The 14,843-nt window shown below is 61.8% G+C and carries 10 protein-coding genes; 6 read left to right on the top strand and 4 right to left on the bottom strand.

Annotated elements, in window-relative coordinates; translation table 11 throughout:
- Window positions 1–133: 133 nt before the first annotated feature.
- The 3 genes from egtB (at window position 134) to E5222_RS09560 (ending at window position 3,834) form a co-directional block, all read left to right on the top strand.
- Window positions 134–1,366, top strand: coding sequence for an ergothioneine biosynthesis protein EgtB (gene egtB / locus E5222_RS09570; RefSeq protein WP_136693527.1), 1,233 nt, complete (start codon window positions 134–136; stop codon window positions 1,364–1,366).
- Complete coding sequence (gene egtD / locus E5222_RS09565; RefSeq protein WP_136693526.1) at window positions 1,366–2,352, top strand: L-histidine N(alpha)-methyltransferase; 987 nt, start codon at window positions 1,366–1,368, stop codon at window positions 2,350–2,352. Before egtB ends, egtD begins: the two co-directional genes overlap by 1 nt.
- Window positions 2,353–2,445: 93 nt before the next feature.
- The gene (locus E5222_RS09560; RefSeq protein ID WP_136693525.1) at window positions 2,446–3,834 is read left to right on the top strand and encodes an MFS transporter; all 1,389 of its coding nucleotides are present in this window, start codon (window positions 2,446–2,448) and stop codon (window positions 3,832–3,834) included.
- 120 nt (window positions 3,835–3,954) lie between these two features.
- Here the strand turns inward: E5222_RS09560 and E5222_RS09555 are convergent, their stop codons facing one another.
- Window positions 3,955–5,385, bottom strand: a complete 1,431-nt coding sequence (locus tag E5222_RS09555) for a sulfatase-like hydrolase/transferase (RefSeq protein WP_246021657.1) — start codon at window positions 5,383–5,385, stop codon at window positions 3,955–3,957.
- Between the two features lie 158 nt (window positions 5,386–5,543).
- Complete coding sequence (locus tag E5222_RS09550; protein WP_136693524.1) at window positions 5,544–8,696, bottom strand: TonB-dependent receptor domain-containing protein; 3,153 nt, start codon at window positions 8,694–8,696, stop codon at window positions 5,544–5,546.
- Window positions 8,697–8,822: 126 nt separating this feature from the next.
- On the opposite strand from E5222_RS09550, the gene E5222_RS09545 reads away from it, so the two are divergent.
- Window positions 8,823–9,794, top strand: a complete 972-nt coding sequence (locus E5222_RS09545) for a LysR family transcriptional regulator (protein ID WP_136693523.1) — start codon at window positions 8,823–8,825, stop codon at window positions 9,792–9,794.
- Here the strand turns inward: E5222_RS09545 and E5222_RS09540 are convergent.
- Window positions 9,745–10,137, bottom strand: coding sequence for a VOC family protein (locus tag E5222_RS09540; RefSeq protein ID WP_136693522.1), 393 nt, complete (start codon window positions 10,135–10,137; stop codon window positions 9,745–9,747). The genes E5222_RS09545 and E5222_RS09540 overlap by 50 nt on opposite strands.
- 83 nt (window positions 10,138–10,220) lie before the next feature.
- On the opposite strand from E5222_RS09540, the gene E5222_RS09535 reads away from it, so the two are divergent.
- A complete protein-coding gene (locus tag E5222_RS09535; RefSeq protein WP_136693521.1) occupies window positions 10,221–11,459 on the top strand; it encodes a lipopolysaccharide biosynthesis protein in 1,239 nt (412 codons plus the stop codon).
- Window positions 11,460–11,704: 245 nt separating this feature from the next.
- The gene (locus tag E5222_RS09530; RefSeq protein ID WP_136693520.1) at window positions 11,705–13,663 is read left to right on the top strand and encodes a site-specific integrase; all 1,959 of its coding nucleotides are present in this window, start codon (window positions 11,705–11,707) and stop codon (window positions 13,661–13,663) included.
- Window positions 13,664–13,806: 143 nt separating this feature from the next.
- Here E5222_RS09530 and E5222_RS09525 read toward each other — a convergent pair whose 3' ends face one another.
- Window positions 13,807–14,769 (bottom strand): hypothetical protein, encoded by a 963-nt coding sequence (locus E5222_RS09525; RefSeq protein ID WP_136693519.1) that lies wholly within the window; start codon window positions 14,767–14,769, stop codon window positions 13,807–13,809.
- Between the last annotated feature and the right edge of the window lie 74 nt (window positions 14,770–14,843).

The following is a 14,843-nucleotide window of genomic DNA, read 5'->3' as shown; positions in this document are numbered from 1 at the left end:
CCGTGACCCCTATGTGGCCATCCGGCGCGCGATTGGTCTCACGCGGAACTTTCCGCTACTCTATTCCTTAAGCTTGGTAACGTTCGCCGCCTTTTGATCGAAAGGTGACGGGCAACCGGCAAGGGAGGGGTAATTGCCCGAAGCGCAGACCCGCACGTCCACTGGCGATAAAGCATCGCTAGCCACCCGCTTTGCCGAAACGCGCGCATTGACGGAGGCGCTGTGCGCGCCGCTCTCCGAGGCCGATGCCACGATCCAGTCGATGGAGGATGCCAGCCCCGCCAAATGGCACCTGGCCCATGTCACCTGGTTCTGGGAGACATTCCTGCTGCGCGACCATGCGCCCGGCTACACGCTTTATGACGAGGCGTGGCCCTTCCTGTTCAACTCCTATTACGAAGCCGAGGGCGACCGCATCTTGCGCAAGCGGCGCGGCATGCTCTCGCGGCCGACGCTGGCACAGGTGCTCGACTGGCGCGCTTGTGTCGACGACGCCATGGCGCCGCTTCTGGATCGCCCGGAGCTGGCCGACCTGATCGCGCTGGGCATCGCGCATGAGCAGCAGCATATCGAATTGCTGCTGACCGACATCAAGCACGCTTTCTCGAAGAACCCGCTCGGCCCGGCGATCTGGAGCGAGCCGCCGGAAGCCTCCTCGCAGCAGCAGGAGGGCTGGTACGACCATCCCGGCGGCATCGCCATGGTCGGCCATCAGGGCAGCACCTTTGCCTTCGACAATGAAGGCCCGGCGCATCGCGTGCTGCTGGAACCCTTTGCCCTTTCGCGCCGCCTCGTCACCAATGGCGAGTGGGCCGATTTCATTGCCGATGGCGGCTATTCCACGGCCTCGCTATGGCTTTCGGACGGCTGGGCCTGGGTCAACCGCATGGGCATTTCCGCGCCGCTCTACTGGCGAGATGGCGAGCAGTTTACCCATGCCGGCTGGCAGGCTCGTGATCCGGACGCGCCGGTGACGCATATCTCCTATTATGAGGCGGATGCCTTCGCTTCGTGGGCCGGTGCGCGGCTGCCTTCCGAATTCGAGTGGGAGGTGATCGGGCAGGGGCACGATGCGGCTGCGGGCAACCAGCTCGATACAGCAGGCCCTGTCGCCCCGCGCGGTACGGGCGAGCTGTTCGGCGATGTCTGGCAATTCACCCGCTCGGGATACCTCCCCTATCCGCGGTTCCAGCCTGCCGCAGGCGCGGTGGGCGAATATAATGGCAAGTTCATGTCCGGCCAATGGGTGCTGAAGGGCGCCAGCTGCGCCACCATGCGCGGCCATTCGCGCGCTTCCTACCGCAATTTCTTCTACCCGCAGCAGCGCTGGCAATTCACCGGCCTCAGGCTTGCGAAGGACAGCTGATGACGAAGACCGCTTCCATCCGCCTCGTCGACCTGGACGAGGATGGCGTTGACCGCGCTTTCCGCGCCGATGTGCTGGCGGGCCTCTCGCAGCAGCAGAAGGCGGTGCCCGCGCGCTGGTTCTATGACGATGCCGGATCGCAATTGTTCGAGGATATCACAAAGCTTCCCGAATATTACCCGACGCGTGCCGAAAAGCAGATACTTTCCTCGCGCGGGGAGGAATTCGCCAAGCTGATCGGGCCGGGACGCGCAGTGGTGGAATTCGGCTCCGGCTCCTCGGTCAAGACGCCGCTGCTGCTGGAGGCGATTGATCCGGCCGCCTATGTCCCGCTCGATATCGCCGGCGATTTCTTGCGCGCCGCCGCCGCCGACCTGTCGGCCAAGTTCCCTGGCCTGCCGGTGCATCCGGTGGAGGCCGATTTCACCAAGCGGGTAGTGCTGCCGCCTGAGGTGCGGGACACGCCGAAGCTGGGTTTCTTCCCCGGCTCCACCATCGGCAACATGGTGCCCTGGACCGCCGCCGACCTGCTGCGTTCGATGCGCGAGACCTTGGGCGAGGGGGCAATGCTTCTGATCGGCATGGACCTTGTCAAATCGAAGGACATGCTGATCGCCGCCTATGACGATGCGGCGGGTGTGACGGCCGAATTCAACCTCAACCTCGCGCGCCGGATCAATCGCGAGCTGGACGGCAGCATCCCGGTCGAGAAACTGCGCCACAAGGCCGTGTGGAACGACGTCTTCTCCCGCATCGAGATGCATCTGGAGGCCATGGAAGATATCGCCTTCACCGTGTCGGGTAGGCGCTTTGCCATGGCGAAGGGCGAGACGATCCACACCGAAAACAGCCACAAGTTCCGCCGCCGCAGCGGCAATTTGCTGTTGCAGGCAGGTGGCTGGACGCCGGTGAAGCGCTGGCTCGACAAGCAGCGGCGCTTCTCGTTGATCCTGGCCGAGGCGCAGGTGCAGCGCATGGCTCCCTGAGCGCGCGACGCAATGATACACTGCGTGCATTGACGCGGGGCCAGCCGCCCGCCACTCTGCTCCATCAGGATCACACCCTGGGGAGGGGACCATATGGCCGCAAGTGCCGCCGCGGATGGACGTTTCGACGTTGCCGCTTTCATCGATGACAGGCCAATCGGCGCGCGTGAGATCTTCACGCTGATCGTATGTTCGATCGTCCTCTTCATGGACGGCTTCGACATGTATTTCCTCGGCAAGATCCTGCCCGCCATTGCCGAGGGGCTGGGCGGGGAATCGGTCGATATGCGCCCCGTGGTAACGAACCAGCAATGGGGCATGCTGGTGGGCGCGATCATCATCCCGCCTTTGGCCGACCGGATCGGGAGGAAGCCCGTGCTGGCGCTGTGCCTCGCCATGTTCGGCACGCTCACCCTGTGGGCCGCATGGTCGACCGGCTTCACCATGCTGGCGGTGTTGCGCGGCATTGCCGGCATCTTCTTCTCCGCCATGCTGCCCGTGGGCCTGGCGATCATATCCGAGGCGACGCCAAGGCGGCGGCGCGCGCTGTTCATGTCGATCGCGCTAGTGTGCTTTTCGGGCGGCAATCTGGGCAGCGGCTTCATGGTCACGCTGCTGCTTGAGGATCACGGCTGGGAGATCTTCTTCATCATCGGCGGCATCGTGCCGCTGGCGGCTATGCTGCTGCTACTCGTGATACCCGAAAGCCTGGCCTTTCGTGTCAACCGCAACCCTGCCGATCCGCGCATTCCCATGATGCTGCGGCGGCTCGATCCGCAGCTGCAGCTGACGGGGAGTGAGCTGTTCCACATGGGCGACCAGGAAGAGGTCGAGCGTCTCGGCCCGCTCGCCATGTTCGGCCCGCGCTTCCGTTTGCAGACGATCCTGCTGTTCGCGATCTGCTTCTTCTCGCTCGGCAATATCGCGCTGCTGGCCAATTGGCTGGCGACCTTCATGCTGGAACTGCGCGACGTGCCGCTGACCGATTTCGCCTTCTACATGATCATCGGCTATTTCGGCGGCGCGGCAGGCACCTTGTGCATGGGCTGGCTGATGGACCGCATCAATCCCTACAAGGTGCTGGCGGTCTATTTCGTGGTCGATGCCATCGCCATTGCGATGATCGGACAGGTCGATACGCAGGTCGCCATCGTGCTGATCGCCGCGCTGGTGGTGTGGAACTTCTGCCAGGTCGGCGGGCAGACCGGGATCAACAATCTCGCCACGCTCGGCTACCCGCCCGAAATGCGATCGAGCGGGATCGGCTGGGCAGGCGCGATGGGCCGTTTCGGCGGGGTGATCTTCCCGGCCCTGGGCGGCATGGCGCTGGCCGCCTCGCTCTCGCTGGAGACGATCATGTTCGCCGCGGCTGTGCCTGCCATCCTGATCGCGATCCTGATCACCGTGCTGGGCGTTGTGAACAAGGGACGTATCAGCGCCACCGAAGTGCCGCGCGGCGCATCGCCCCAACCCGCGGAATAATCGGGCCTGCAGAATAAAATCAGGCGGGCCGGTTGTCCCGACCCGCCTGATTCCCCCTCCCAAGCCCGGGTGGACCGGTTGCCTTCAAGCCTTGAGGGTGATGGCAGCGGTCCTGAACTGCTATTCGTTCCAGTCGTAGCGATCCGGGAACATGCGCGGTTCGAAACCATAACTGCGGGCATTGGGATCGAACAGCATGTCAGCATTCCATTCGGCATGCGCCTGCTTCAACTCGGCGAACAATTCGGGCATCCTGTCCTTCAAATTGCCGCGTTCGAGCGGGTCGGCGACCACGTCGAACAGGAACTCGTTACTGCCCATCTTGAGATATTTGTGCCGCCCGCGCCGCACGGCCTTCTGGTCCTTGTTCCAATAGCGCCAGAACAGCGTGCGTTCGGGCATGGCGCGGCCAGCCAGGGCAGGACGGAAGTCGATCCCGTCGAACGGCGTGGCCGAAGGCGCGCTACCGCCCGCCGCCGCCAGGAAGGTGGGCAGGAAGTCCATCGACATGGCAGGCGCCTCGCTCGTCGATCCCGGCGCGGTAAGGCCCGGCCACTTGACGATGAAGGGCACGCGGATGCCGCCTTCCAGCAATTCGGTCTTGCGGCCGGAGAAGGGCCAGGTGTCGCTGAAACGCTCCCCGCCATTGTCGGAGGTGAACACGACCACCGTGTCCTGCTCCATCCCCAGCTCCGCCACGCGATTGAGGATGCGGCCGATATTCATGTCCATGCTGGTGACCATGCCGGCATAGGTTTCCTGCGTGCCGCCATCGAAATGCACGATGTCGAGATCGCTGCCTGAGGGCAATTCGGCCAGCCGCGCGCTTTCGCTGCGGCCCAGCGCGTCATTGGCTTCCCACGGCCAGTGCGGCGCGGTGAAATGCAGTGAGAGGAGCCAGGGCTTGTCCGGCTGTGCCGCGCGGTCTTCCAGGTAACGGATCGAGCGATCGGCAAGCAGGTCCGTGTAATAGCCAACTTCCTCGATCTGCACTTCGCCGTCCCACAGGTCCTCATTCCCGCCCACGCGGTGGGTGTAATAGTCGACCCCGCCGCCGCGATTGCCCCAGAATTCGTCATAGCCGCTCTTGAGCGGGCCGAAATTGGGCAGGCGGCCGAGGTGCCACTTGCCGACCAGAGCGGTGTGGTAGCCCTGCGCTTTCAGCAGAGAGGGCAGGGTGGGCAAGCCGGGCTCCAACCCAAGGTCGGGATTCTCCAGCGGCTCTTCCAGCCCGACAGGCAGGCGATATTGGTAACGGCCGGTGATCAGCCCCACGCGAGTGGAGGAGCATACGGCCGAATTGGCATAGCCATGGGTGAACTTCATGCCCTGCGCGGCAAGGCTGTCCAGTACCGGCGTGGTGTAGTCGCGCCGCCCGTAACAGGACAGGTCGGCATAGCCGAGATCGTCGGCCATGATGAACAGGAAGTTGGGCTTGCGGCCGGGCGTATGCGCCAGTCCCGGTACGGCAAAGGCCATGGCGGCGGTGCCCAGTGCCCCAGCCATGGCGTCGCGGCGGGTGATCCCGGTAAAAGTCTTCTTGTCAGTCACGGAAAAGCGATCCCTTGTCTTGGAAACCGAAGGGCAGGGCCGGCGCGTTGGTGGTGGGACACCGGCCCTGCCAAGTGGCACGGCTGAGGATGCCGTGCAACGGAGCGTTTCGGACTACACAGGGATATTCCGCTCCCCGTTCAGTCCAATATTTCCTCCTACCACTTGAGCCGCACGCCGAGCGTGTAGCGGCGGCCCAGCACGTCGTGCAGCGCCGTGTTGGTCTGCGTCGCCGCTGCAGTGAAGAAGCCGTAGCCGGGGATCACGGGCGGGTCCTTGTCGAACAAATTGTTGACCGACAGGTAGACCTGCGCATCGGAGCCGGCGAGTTCGAAGTCGTAATTGAAGCGGGCGTCCATGTAGAACACCGCCGGGATCTCGTTATCCGCCAGCGGATAGGTCGGCAGCGGCGTGATATCGAGGTTGTTGACCTGACTGCTGCCGATCACCCGGCCCGAGAAGTTCACGTTGAGCGGGCCATTGGTGTAATTGACCAGGCCCGTCGCGCGGAATTTCGGGAAGGAACCGAACCCGTCGAAACGCGTCACGGTCGGGTCGAAGTCGTTGCCCGCCGTGGCCGCACCGGTGTTCGAACGTTCGAGCAGCCAGGTGGCGAAGCCGCGGATCGACAGCCGCTCTTCCCCGCCGCCGAAGATGTTGATGTCGGTATTGTAGCCAATTTCGAGGTCGACGCCTTCGACATTGGACTGTTCGACGTTCACATACTGGTCGCCCGCGAGAACGATCAGCGGATAGCCGCCAGCCGGAGTGGTGTCCGACGGGCTTTCCGTGATGAGGCCGCAGAAGATCGGGTCCGCATCCTCGTAGCAACGGCGGGCCACTTCGGCGAGGCCGACCTGGCCGATCGCGCCGTCGATGGAGACCTTGAACCAGTCGAGCGACAGCTGGAAGCCGGGTAAGAATTCCGGCTGGAACACGAAGCCCGCAGTGAAGGTATCGGCCTCTTCGGGGTTCACATTGGGGTTGCCGCCCGAGAAGGTCGTCACCTGGTAAGTGTTGGTGCAGTTGACGCTGGTCGGGGCCGGGTTGGCCGCCTCGCAGGCGTCGATATCGGCATCGGTGATGCGCGGATCGACCACATTGCCAAGGCCGCCGGTCTTGTTGAACCGCTCGTTGAGGTTGGCGGCACGAACGTCGCGCGAATAGGTACCGCGCAGGCGCAGGCCGTCGAACAGCGAGAGGTCGACGCTGCCCTTGTAGGACCAGATTTCGCCCGAGCCTTCATAATCGGCCCAGCGTGCGGCGAGGTTGATGCCCATCTGCTGGCCGCGCTTCGTATCGAAGACCGGGATCAGCGTTTCGGCGAAGAGTTCCTTCACGTCAGCGCCGCCCTGGATGTTGGAGACCTTCGAATACTGGGTCGCCACCGTATTGGCGCACTCGTTACCGGGCACGCCGCGCAGGCCGGGCGATTCACCCGAACAGAGGACCGGATGGCCGTCCTCGTGATCGGAGGCCGGGTTCGCCGGGTCGCGATTGACCTGGTAGATCGAATCCTTGCGGTAGGAACCGCCGAAGGCCACCGCCAGCGGGCCTGCCGGCAGGTCGAACACATTACCCGCAAAGCTCAGCTCGGCGAAATGCTGCTCGAACGTGGTGATCGCGCGCTTGCCGGGGGTCGAGGTGTAGCTATCGGTGATACCCAGGTCGAAGCCGGTGTCGGCGAAGAACAGCGGCGTGGTGATCTGCTGGCCCGGATCCATGCCGGTTACGTAATCCACCGCTGCCGCGCTGGCATTGCCGCGACCGAACAGGTTGATCGGGGTACAGCCCGGGAAATCGGTGCTGCCCGCTGCCGTCACGCGGCAGATGATGTTGCCATTGGGCGCGCCGCCATTGAATTCGCCCTCATCCACCGCGTCGATGGCGGCGTGGATGCGGTCTACGCGCAGGCCGAACTGGTCCCACTTCTTCTTCGAATGGGCATACTGGTAATAACCGTCGACCTGCCAGCCGTCGAACCAGCCGCCGCCATTGTCGATTTCCGCTTCGAAACCGGCGGTGCCGATATTCTGCGTGCTCCATTCCTCGTAGTAGAGGTTGCCGCAGTCCTCGACCGAACACATGCGGCGCAGCGAGAAGGAGGCGATGCCTTCGTCCACCATCGCCTGGCGGACTTCGTCCGGCAGGAAGGCGTTGCTCTGGAAGATCGTCAGCGTCGTCGGGAAACCCACGAAGGACCCGCGCGGCGTCGCATTCTCATACAGGTGGCTGTAGCCGCGCATATATTGCGCAAAGACCGTGACATTGTCGGTCAGCTCGTAATCGGCATAGGCGAAGATCGAGTAGCGATCCGTGTCGGGCCAAACATTGCAGACCTCGCCGCAGCCGATGTCGTCACCGCTGCCGCCCGAGGTCCGGGCATCGAAGCCGCCCACCGCGCCGTTGGAGACCGAGCCCAGCTGGTAGGGGGCATAGCCGCCGCTGGGATCGAACTGGTATCCGTTGAGCGAGAAGCCCGGCGCGCTGATGATGCCATCGAAGCTCACGCGCGACGAACGCACGTCTGCGACCGCTTCGAACAGACCATCTCCATCGGTATCGATCGGACCGAAGGCCTGGTACCAGTCGCGGCCTTCATAGTTGAAGATCGGCTCCATGCCGTTCACTTCGCCGGCGACCAGGAAGTGTCCGCGGCTGCCGATCTTTGTGCCATAGGCGAGGCTGGCTTCGTAATTCTCGCCATCGCCGCGTTCGGTAATGCCGCCCTGCAGCTGCACTTCGAGGCCGGTGAAATTGGTATCGAGCAGGAAGTTGGTCACACCTGCGACCGCGTCCGTACCATAGGCTGCCGATGCGCCGCCGGTGACGTTCTCCACGCCGCGCAGCATGGCTGACGGGATCAGGTTGACGTCGGCGCCGCCGAATGCGGTGGTCGGCGCCACGCGGCGGCCGTTGAGCAGCGTCAGCGTGCGGTTTACGCCCAGGCCGCGTAGGTTGAGGTTGCCGGTGCCCGAACGGGCGAAGAAGCCGGCATTGCTGTTCGGCGTGTCGTTGTTGATGAAGATCGGCAGCGTGTTCATCGCCTGGATCAGCGTGCCCGGATCGAGATTGTCGATCTCCGCCTCGTCGATTGAGGTCACCGGCGTGGCGCTTTCCATGCCGGACGGGATCGCCAGGCGCGAACCGGTGATGACGATGCGGTCGTCTTCATCGTCGCTGATTTCGACCGCGTCCTGTGCCTGGACGCTGCCGGCGCCCAAAACCAGCGCCATCGCGCTCGCCCCGCAGGCGAGCAGGTTGCGCGAAAAGCGCACCGGACGGCGCGCGCGATTATTGCCAAGAGACATGCTTGGTATTCCTCCCCATTTATACTCCCGGGGACTGAAATGCCGCGCAAAGCCGCGTGATAGCAATGCATGGCAAAGTGATGACAATATATTGACGTGAGGTTATGGGTTTGCGAAAGACCCATAATGCCAAACCTGCCATTCACCTTGCGGCAGCTGGAAGTGTTCACCAGCCTCAGCGCGACGCGCAGCTTTCGCCGAACGGCGGAATTGATGGGGATTTCACAGGCTTCGGTCAGCAACCAGATCAAGACGCTGGAGGAGCAGCTGGGCGTCTCGCTATTCGACCGCAAGCCGGGCCGGCGGCCCACCTTGCGTTCCGAAGGCCTCGCATTCCTCGACGATGTGCGCGAGTTCAATCGCTCCGCCGAAGCGCTGGCCAGCCACCGCGTGGCCGACCCGTCTGAAGGCGGCCGGGTGCAGCGATACCGCGTGCTGGTGGGGCAGGGCATGTTCGATGCCTATGTCCGCCGCAAGCTGGACAGCTTCTTCGCCCAGAACCCCAATGTGGAGCTGGAGTTCGAAGCGCAATTGCCCTTCGGCCAGCTGATCCGCGCGGTCGAAAGCGGCTCCTTCGACTTCGCCTTGATCAACCAGCGCGCCGATTTCCCGGTGCATGAGGAATTCCGCGAACTGGCGATGGTGCGCGGCGGCGTTTACGGCCATCGCAAATATGCCGCCGGGCGGACCTTGCCGCTGACGCCGGACGAGCTGAACATGCTGCCCTTCATCCTCCCCAAGGCGACCAGCCGACAGGAACGCGAGGTGATGCGCAATTATGAGCTGCATGGCATCCGCCCGCGCAATGTGATCGGCCACACGCAATATTACGACGTGATGGCCGCCATGCTGGAACGCGGGCTGGGCGTGGCGAGCTTTTCTGAAGCGATCCTGCCGCCTTCGATGCGCGAAGAGGTGATCCAGCTGGTGTCGCTGGAAGATTGGCGCCTGCTGTTCTTCCGCAAGGACCATGGCATCGACGCGCGCTATGACATTGTGGCCGATTTCCTCGTCAACAGCGTGCTCGACGATCCGAATTATCCCGCGATCAGCCGCCCGCCTGCACCAGCTCGATCTCATGCCCCTGCGGGGAAGTGAGCAGGCAGACGCGGATGCCGGGGGCTACCTCGGTGATGTCCATCGTCTTGGTTCCGCCCGCTGCCAGCGCGCTTTCCAGCGTGGTGACGATATCGCTGCAGGTAAGACCGATGGGGCCGTGCCCGCCGCCCCCACTCATGTCCATTGCCGCCTTGGGCTTCACCAGCATCAGGCTCGGCCCCTCCGGCTGGTCGGGCAGGTTCATGATATGCTCGAGGAAAGTCGGCTCGTCATAGGTCTGGCGCACTTCGAAGCCGAAGGCGCTGCGCCAGAAGGCCAGCGCGCCCTCCATGTCCTCCACATTGAGCTTGATGAAAGCCAGGCGGATGCTGTTGTCGCTCACAATAATCTCCCTCTCCTCGCGCCTAGACCTACCGCAGCACTGCGCTTTTGCAATTGCGCGTTTTCTGGGGCAGGTGGCGGTGCATGATACGGCGCGCCCTTACCAATACCGGCTGGCTGATGGGTGCGCGCGGCGTGAATGCGGTGCTGAGCCTCGTCTACCTGGCGCTGGCGACGCGGGCGCTGGGGCTGGCGGGTTTCGGCCAGTTCATTCTCTGCGTCACCTTCGCGCAGGCGCTGGTCGGCTTTACCAGTTTCCAGACCTGGCAGGGCATCGTGCGCTGGGGGCAGACCAAGGAGGAGCTGCCCGATGCAACCGGCTTTGCGCTGGCGCTGGACGGGCTGACGATCATCGCGGGCACGGTGATCGCCGCGCTGATTCTCGCCTTTGCGGGAGACTGGCTGCCGCTGCCCGGCGAATTGCGGCTGGCGACATTCGCGCTGACGGTGATCTCGCTCCTCTCCATCCGCTCGACGCCGACCGGCATATTGCGCCTGCACGACCGCTATGCCCGTGCGGCGACGGCGGATTCGATCACCTCCATCGTTCGCGTGATCGGCGCAGTGCTGGTGTTTGCCATCGCCCCGTCGATCATCGCATTCCTCGCCGTGTGGGCCGCGGCCGAAGTGGCGACGGCGGCGCTCTACTGGCTCTTTGCGCGACAGACCCAGCCGCTGTTCCTCAAGCATGTCAGCCTGACGCGCATCCCCGCGCGCGAAGACAGGGCGTGGAGCTTCGTTTTCGGCACGGCGTTCTCCGCCATGGTCGTCATCGCCTCACGGCAATTGCTGGTGCTGCTGGTCGGGGCGTTGGGAGGCGCGGCACTGGCGGGCATCTACCGCGTCGCCATGCAAATTGGCGAGGGGCTGCTCAAGCTCGCACAGGCGCTGCTGAAAGCGACCTACCCGGAGCTGGTCCGCTCGCCCGAACTGGCGAAGCAGATCGCCGGGCGCATCACCCGCATCGCCTTGATCACCGGCATCGGCGCGGTGCTGCTGGCGCTGGTCGCGGGCCGCTGGCTGATCGGCGTGATCGCGGGCGAGGACTTCCAGCCCGCCTACACCCCGATGATCCTCCTCTCCGCAGCCGCCGCCTTCGAACTGGTCGGCGCAAGCCTGGAGGCGCTGCTGGTCGCAAGGGGCAAGGCGATCACCAATTTCCTGCTGCGGCTGGTTCCGACGCTCGTGGCGCTGGCAGCGCTGGGCTGGCTGATCGCGGAGCACGGCGCGGCGGGTGCGGGCATGGCCGTGCTGGGCGCGAGCGTGGTGACCGTGGCAGGCCTCTACTTCGCCAACAAGCGGATGGATGCCAAGGCTGATTGAGAAGGCCAACAGACCCACAGGGTTCGCAAGGCCGAAGGCCGCCCGCAGGTGCCCCGCAGCGAAGCGGAGGGAGCAGCACCGAGGACGCTCGCCCGGATGGGCGAGCGAAACGCAAAAAGGAAACAGATTGGCTGGGGCGGCAGGATACTCACCTGGATTTCCTATAATTAATTGATAATGAACGAATTTCTGCCCTCTGGGCTGTGTGTTGACCACGGCCCGATATCATGAAGGGGGCCAGTTGAATGAGCCGCATACAAAATGTCAGTCGCAAGGACGGGACCTACTACTTTCGCCGTGTTATCCGTTTAGGCAACGATAACCCTTTCCGCATACGTCTTTCGCTCAAGACTATGATCCATGCTCGTGCCAAAGTCATGGCGCCGGCTCTGAGTGTCGTAAGCGAGGCAATACGGTTGCGCATGACGCAGAATATTGGACGCGATGGCCTAAGCGCTTCCCAGCGCGCGGAAATCTTCAAGCGACAAATGTTGCGTGAGCGAGACCGGTTGGAAATGGGGCACGCCGAACTCCAGCTCGTCGATCAGCAGCAAGAGTTGCCGGAGGAGGCACTTCGCCTTAAGCTCGATGCCTGTGAGGCCGTCAGTTTAGATCGAGCCAAAAACGGGGAAATCGACCACCTCCTCGTGGTACGCATTCCTCCTGCGGATCCAGCTTCCTCGCAAGAGCCGCCGCTCGAAATCGTCACTTGGGAAGAATTTGAAAACCCGTTCGCCGCTTATGACGCCAAGGAAGTGGCGCGGGAGCATCTAGTGTCGCTCGGCATCTCTCCTTCGAAGCTCGCTCTACAGATGGCCACGAAGGTTGTGCATCAAGCTCGTGTTGAAGCTGTCCGCGAGTATCGGGACAATCTCGAAGATCCGGGTGCGGCCTTCCCAAGAGTGCCCGTGGCGGAATTCAGCAATGGGCTTTCAGCTACCGCTGAAGTTCGAATGCCCCTATTGGAAACAGCTGCTTCGTCCACATCGGGAGTTTGTTCACCTTGGAGCAGTATGACTCCATCCGAAGCCGCGCTAAAGTTCATTGAGTTCAATCCCCGTACGGGCGGCGAAGACGGCAAAGCCAGAAGACATGGTCCCAGTTGGACAAGCAAGACACGGGACCAGTTCAAGCTTCCAGCTCTGCTGCTCGGACAGGTCATGGAAGGCAGGCCGCTGGCGGCTGTGACTCAAGGGGAGTTGGTCCGCCTAAACGATTGTTTCAATCGCCTCCACGGGCCGAGTTTCAGAAAGTCTGAGCGCCAGCGTGGAATGACCATCCTTGAGATTGTTTCAGAAACTGAGACGCGGGTGAAGAAGGGGGAGCTTTCGTCCGCAGATACAGGACTTGGCATTGGGACCACGAACCGTCACTGGGGCTTCCTTCGGCAGCTGACCACTTGGTTCCAAAGACATCAATCTATTGCAGATCTCGATTATTCGGCCTTCATCGTTGATGATGATCGTGATCCGCGAACTCTGAGGGACAGTTATTCAGTTCAGGAAGGTCGATCACTCTTTTCCCTTGCTCCCTGGACAGGCTCGAAATCCCTGAGAAAACGGATGGAGTCTGGGAATTCAATTGTTCATGATGCCTGCTACTTCGTGCCGCTCATAGCTTGGTACACAGGACTTCGACGCGGGGAAATTTGCGGGCTGGAGTTGGCTGACCTAGTGGAAGATGGCGGGGAGTGGCATTTCAACGTTCGTGATAACTCCGTTCGAAAGCTGAAGACGAGGGCCTCCCAACGTCTTGTCCCTTTGGCGCCTGAATTGGTTCGCCTCGGCTTGCCGGGTTATGCGGATGCCTTGCGGAACGAAGGCGAGACATTGATGTTTCCGGAGCTTGTGTCGGAAAGCGGCAGAGGCTCAATGGGCGATGCCTTCTACAAGAGGTGGTGGACCAAGCTGGCTGTCCATCTAGACTTTCTTGAACCTGGTCAGGCGATGCATTCCTTTCGCCATACTCTGACCGATGAGCTCAAGGCGAAGTCAGTGTTTGAAGAGGTGCGCGCCGACTTGGTCGGGCATAGGATTCAGTCGGAAACCGGGGGGCGGTATTCCAAAGCGGCTCGCTTGACAGAACTTCGCAAAGCAGTCGCAGAGGTGCCAGAAGTCACAACGCACCTACAGGCAGCGCCGCTCGCAATTCTTCCAGCTAGTCTGAGGAGGCCGCGCCGCGCTTGCACCATTCGCAAGAGGTGATGCTCAACCGCAAGAAGACCCAGAGGACATACAAGGAGGAAGGGTTGGCGGTCACCAATGTCCTTGCATCCACAGTGGCACGTCCCAATGCGAGATATCGAACGTGAAGTCTGCACTTATGTGTCTTCTGCTTCTCGAGCGACCTAATTTACGCGTTCCGCGACAAGGAACTCGTTGGCTGATCGAGGAGATGGCAGCTTCACTTTGTGTAAATCACCGATGTCCCTCGCAAATCCGTATGCTAGTCCAAAACACAGCAGCCAGGCGCGCTTGCGCATAATGTTGTCAATCTGCGCGTATCGATTTTCGATGAGCCAGCGATGGCAAATGTTCCAGCACGCATCCGCTTTTTCCTTTGCTGTCCTAGCGCCAACAAATTCGTCGTAGAGTTCCTCATATCCGAACGCTGCAAGATCTGGTGAGGGAGGCAAGTTGCATTGGTCGAAGTCTTTCTTCGTCTCACCTGTTTCTACAAACTGCATCGCTTTGATTTCGAACTCAGGTGTTGAGACTAAAATCGTTGTCCATGGATTATGCTTGTTCGGAAGACCGTCCGAAGGAGCCAAGCTTGCTTTTTGCTTAGCAGAATCGCCTGAGTTGAACGAGGCAGAGCCCATCAGCCGTCTGATCTTTTTGACGCTGATGTTTCTGGCCATCGCACCAGTGAGACCCGCCAATTCAAATTTGCGGAGCAGTTCCTCTTTGTATTGCTCGATCGGTTCTCGCTCCAAGGTAACCAGCAGTAGATCTGTTTTTGCCCGCTCTACCTGAATCTCGAGCTTGCGCAGTTCCTCAAGCACAAGATCGCTGATTTCCTGCATACCTTCCCGTACGGCCGATAAGCTCGCTAGCTTGTTTGCGGCTTCGAATTGGCGTTGTGGGAGTGGGGAATTCGGCGCTGACGCCTTTGTTGGCGCTTGCCCATGCGCCTCTATTTCTGCCAACGCCCGCCCGATAATTGCCGACAACTTTTCTAGGGTGGGTCTCTCAGTCCTAAGTGCGGATGTTGCGTCGGCGAGCAATGGGTATTCAGCCTCCAGCGCGCGCCTCGCCGCGTCTGCTGATGCAGCACGTGATGCGTTGGTCTTACGACCTACGTTTGACATGTGTCATCTCTGCATCCTCCTCATGGCGACAAATCAATAGTACATAAAATCCGAAGTGCGTCGAGCAATTTCGA

Source organism: Alteraurantiacibacter aquimixticola (assembly GCF_004965515.1).
GTDB classification, from domain to species: domain Bacteria; phylum Pseudomonadota; class Alphaproteobacteria; order Sphingomonadales; family Sphingomonadaceae; genus Alteraurantiacibacter; species Alteraurantiacibacter aquimixticola.
This window is presented reverse-complemented; position numbering and strand designations above follow the sequence as displayed.

What these genes read in the sequence shown, in the direction of transcription:
- E5222_RS09535 (WP_136693521.1), top strand. Translation starts at nt 10,221, where the DNA reads ATGATACGGCGCGCCCTTACCAATACCGGCTGGCTGATGGGTGCGCGC.
- E5222_RS09530 (WP_136693520.1), top strand. Translation starts at nt 11,705, where the DNA reads ATGAGCCGCATACAAAATGTCAGTCGCAAGGACGGGACCTACTACTTT.
- E5222_RS09550 (WP_136693524.1), bottom strand. Translation starts at nt 8,696, where the DNA reads ATGTCTCTTGGCAATAATCGCGCGCGCCGTCCGGTGCGCTTTTCGCGC.
- E5222_RS09560 (WP_136693525.1), top strand. Translation starts at nt 2,446, where the DNA reads ATGGCCGCAAGTGCCGCCGCGGATGGACGTTTCGACGTTGCCGCTTTC.
- E5222_RS09545 (WP_136693523.1), top strand. Translation starts at nt 8,823, where the DNA reads ATGCCAAACCTGCCATTCACCTTGCGGCAGCTGGAAGTGTTCACCAGC.
- egtD (WP_136693526.1), top strand. Translation starts at nt 1,366, where the DNA reads ATGACGAAGACCGCTTCCATCCGCCTCGTCGACCTGGACGAGGATGGC.
- E5222_RS09525 (WP_136693519.1), bottom strand. Translation starts at nt 14,769, where the DNA reads ATGTCAAACGTAGGTCGTAAGACCAACGCATCACGTGCTGCATCAGCA.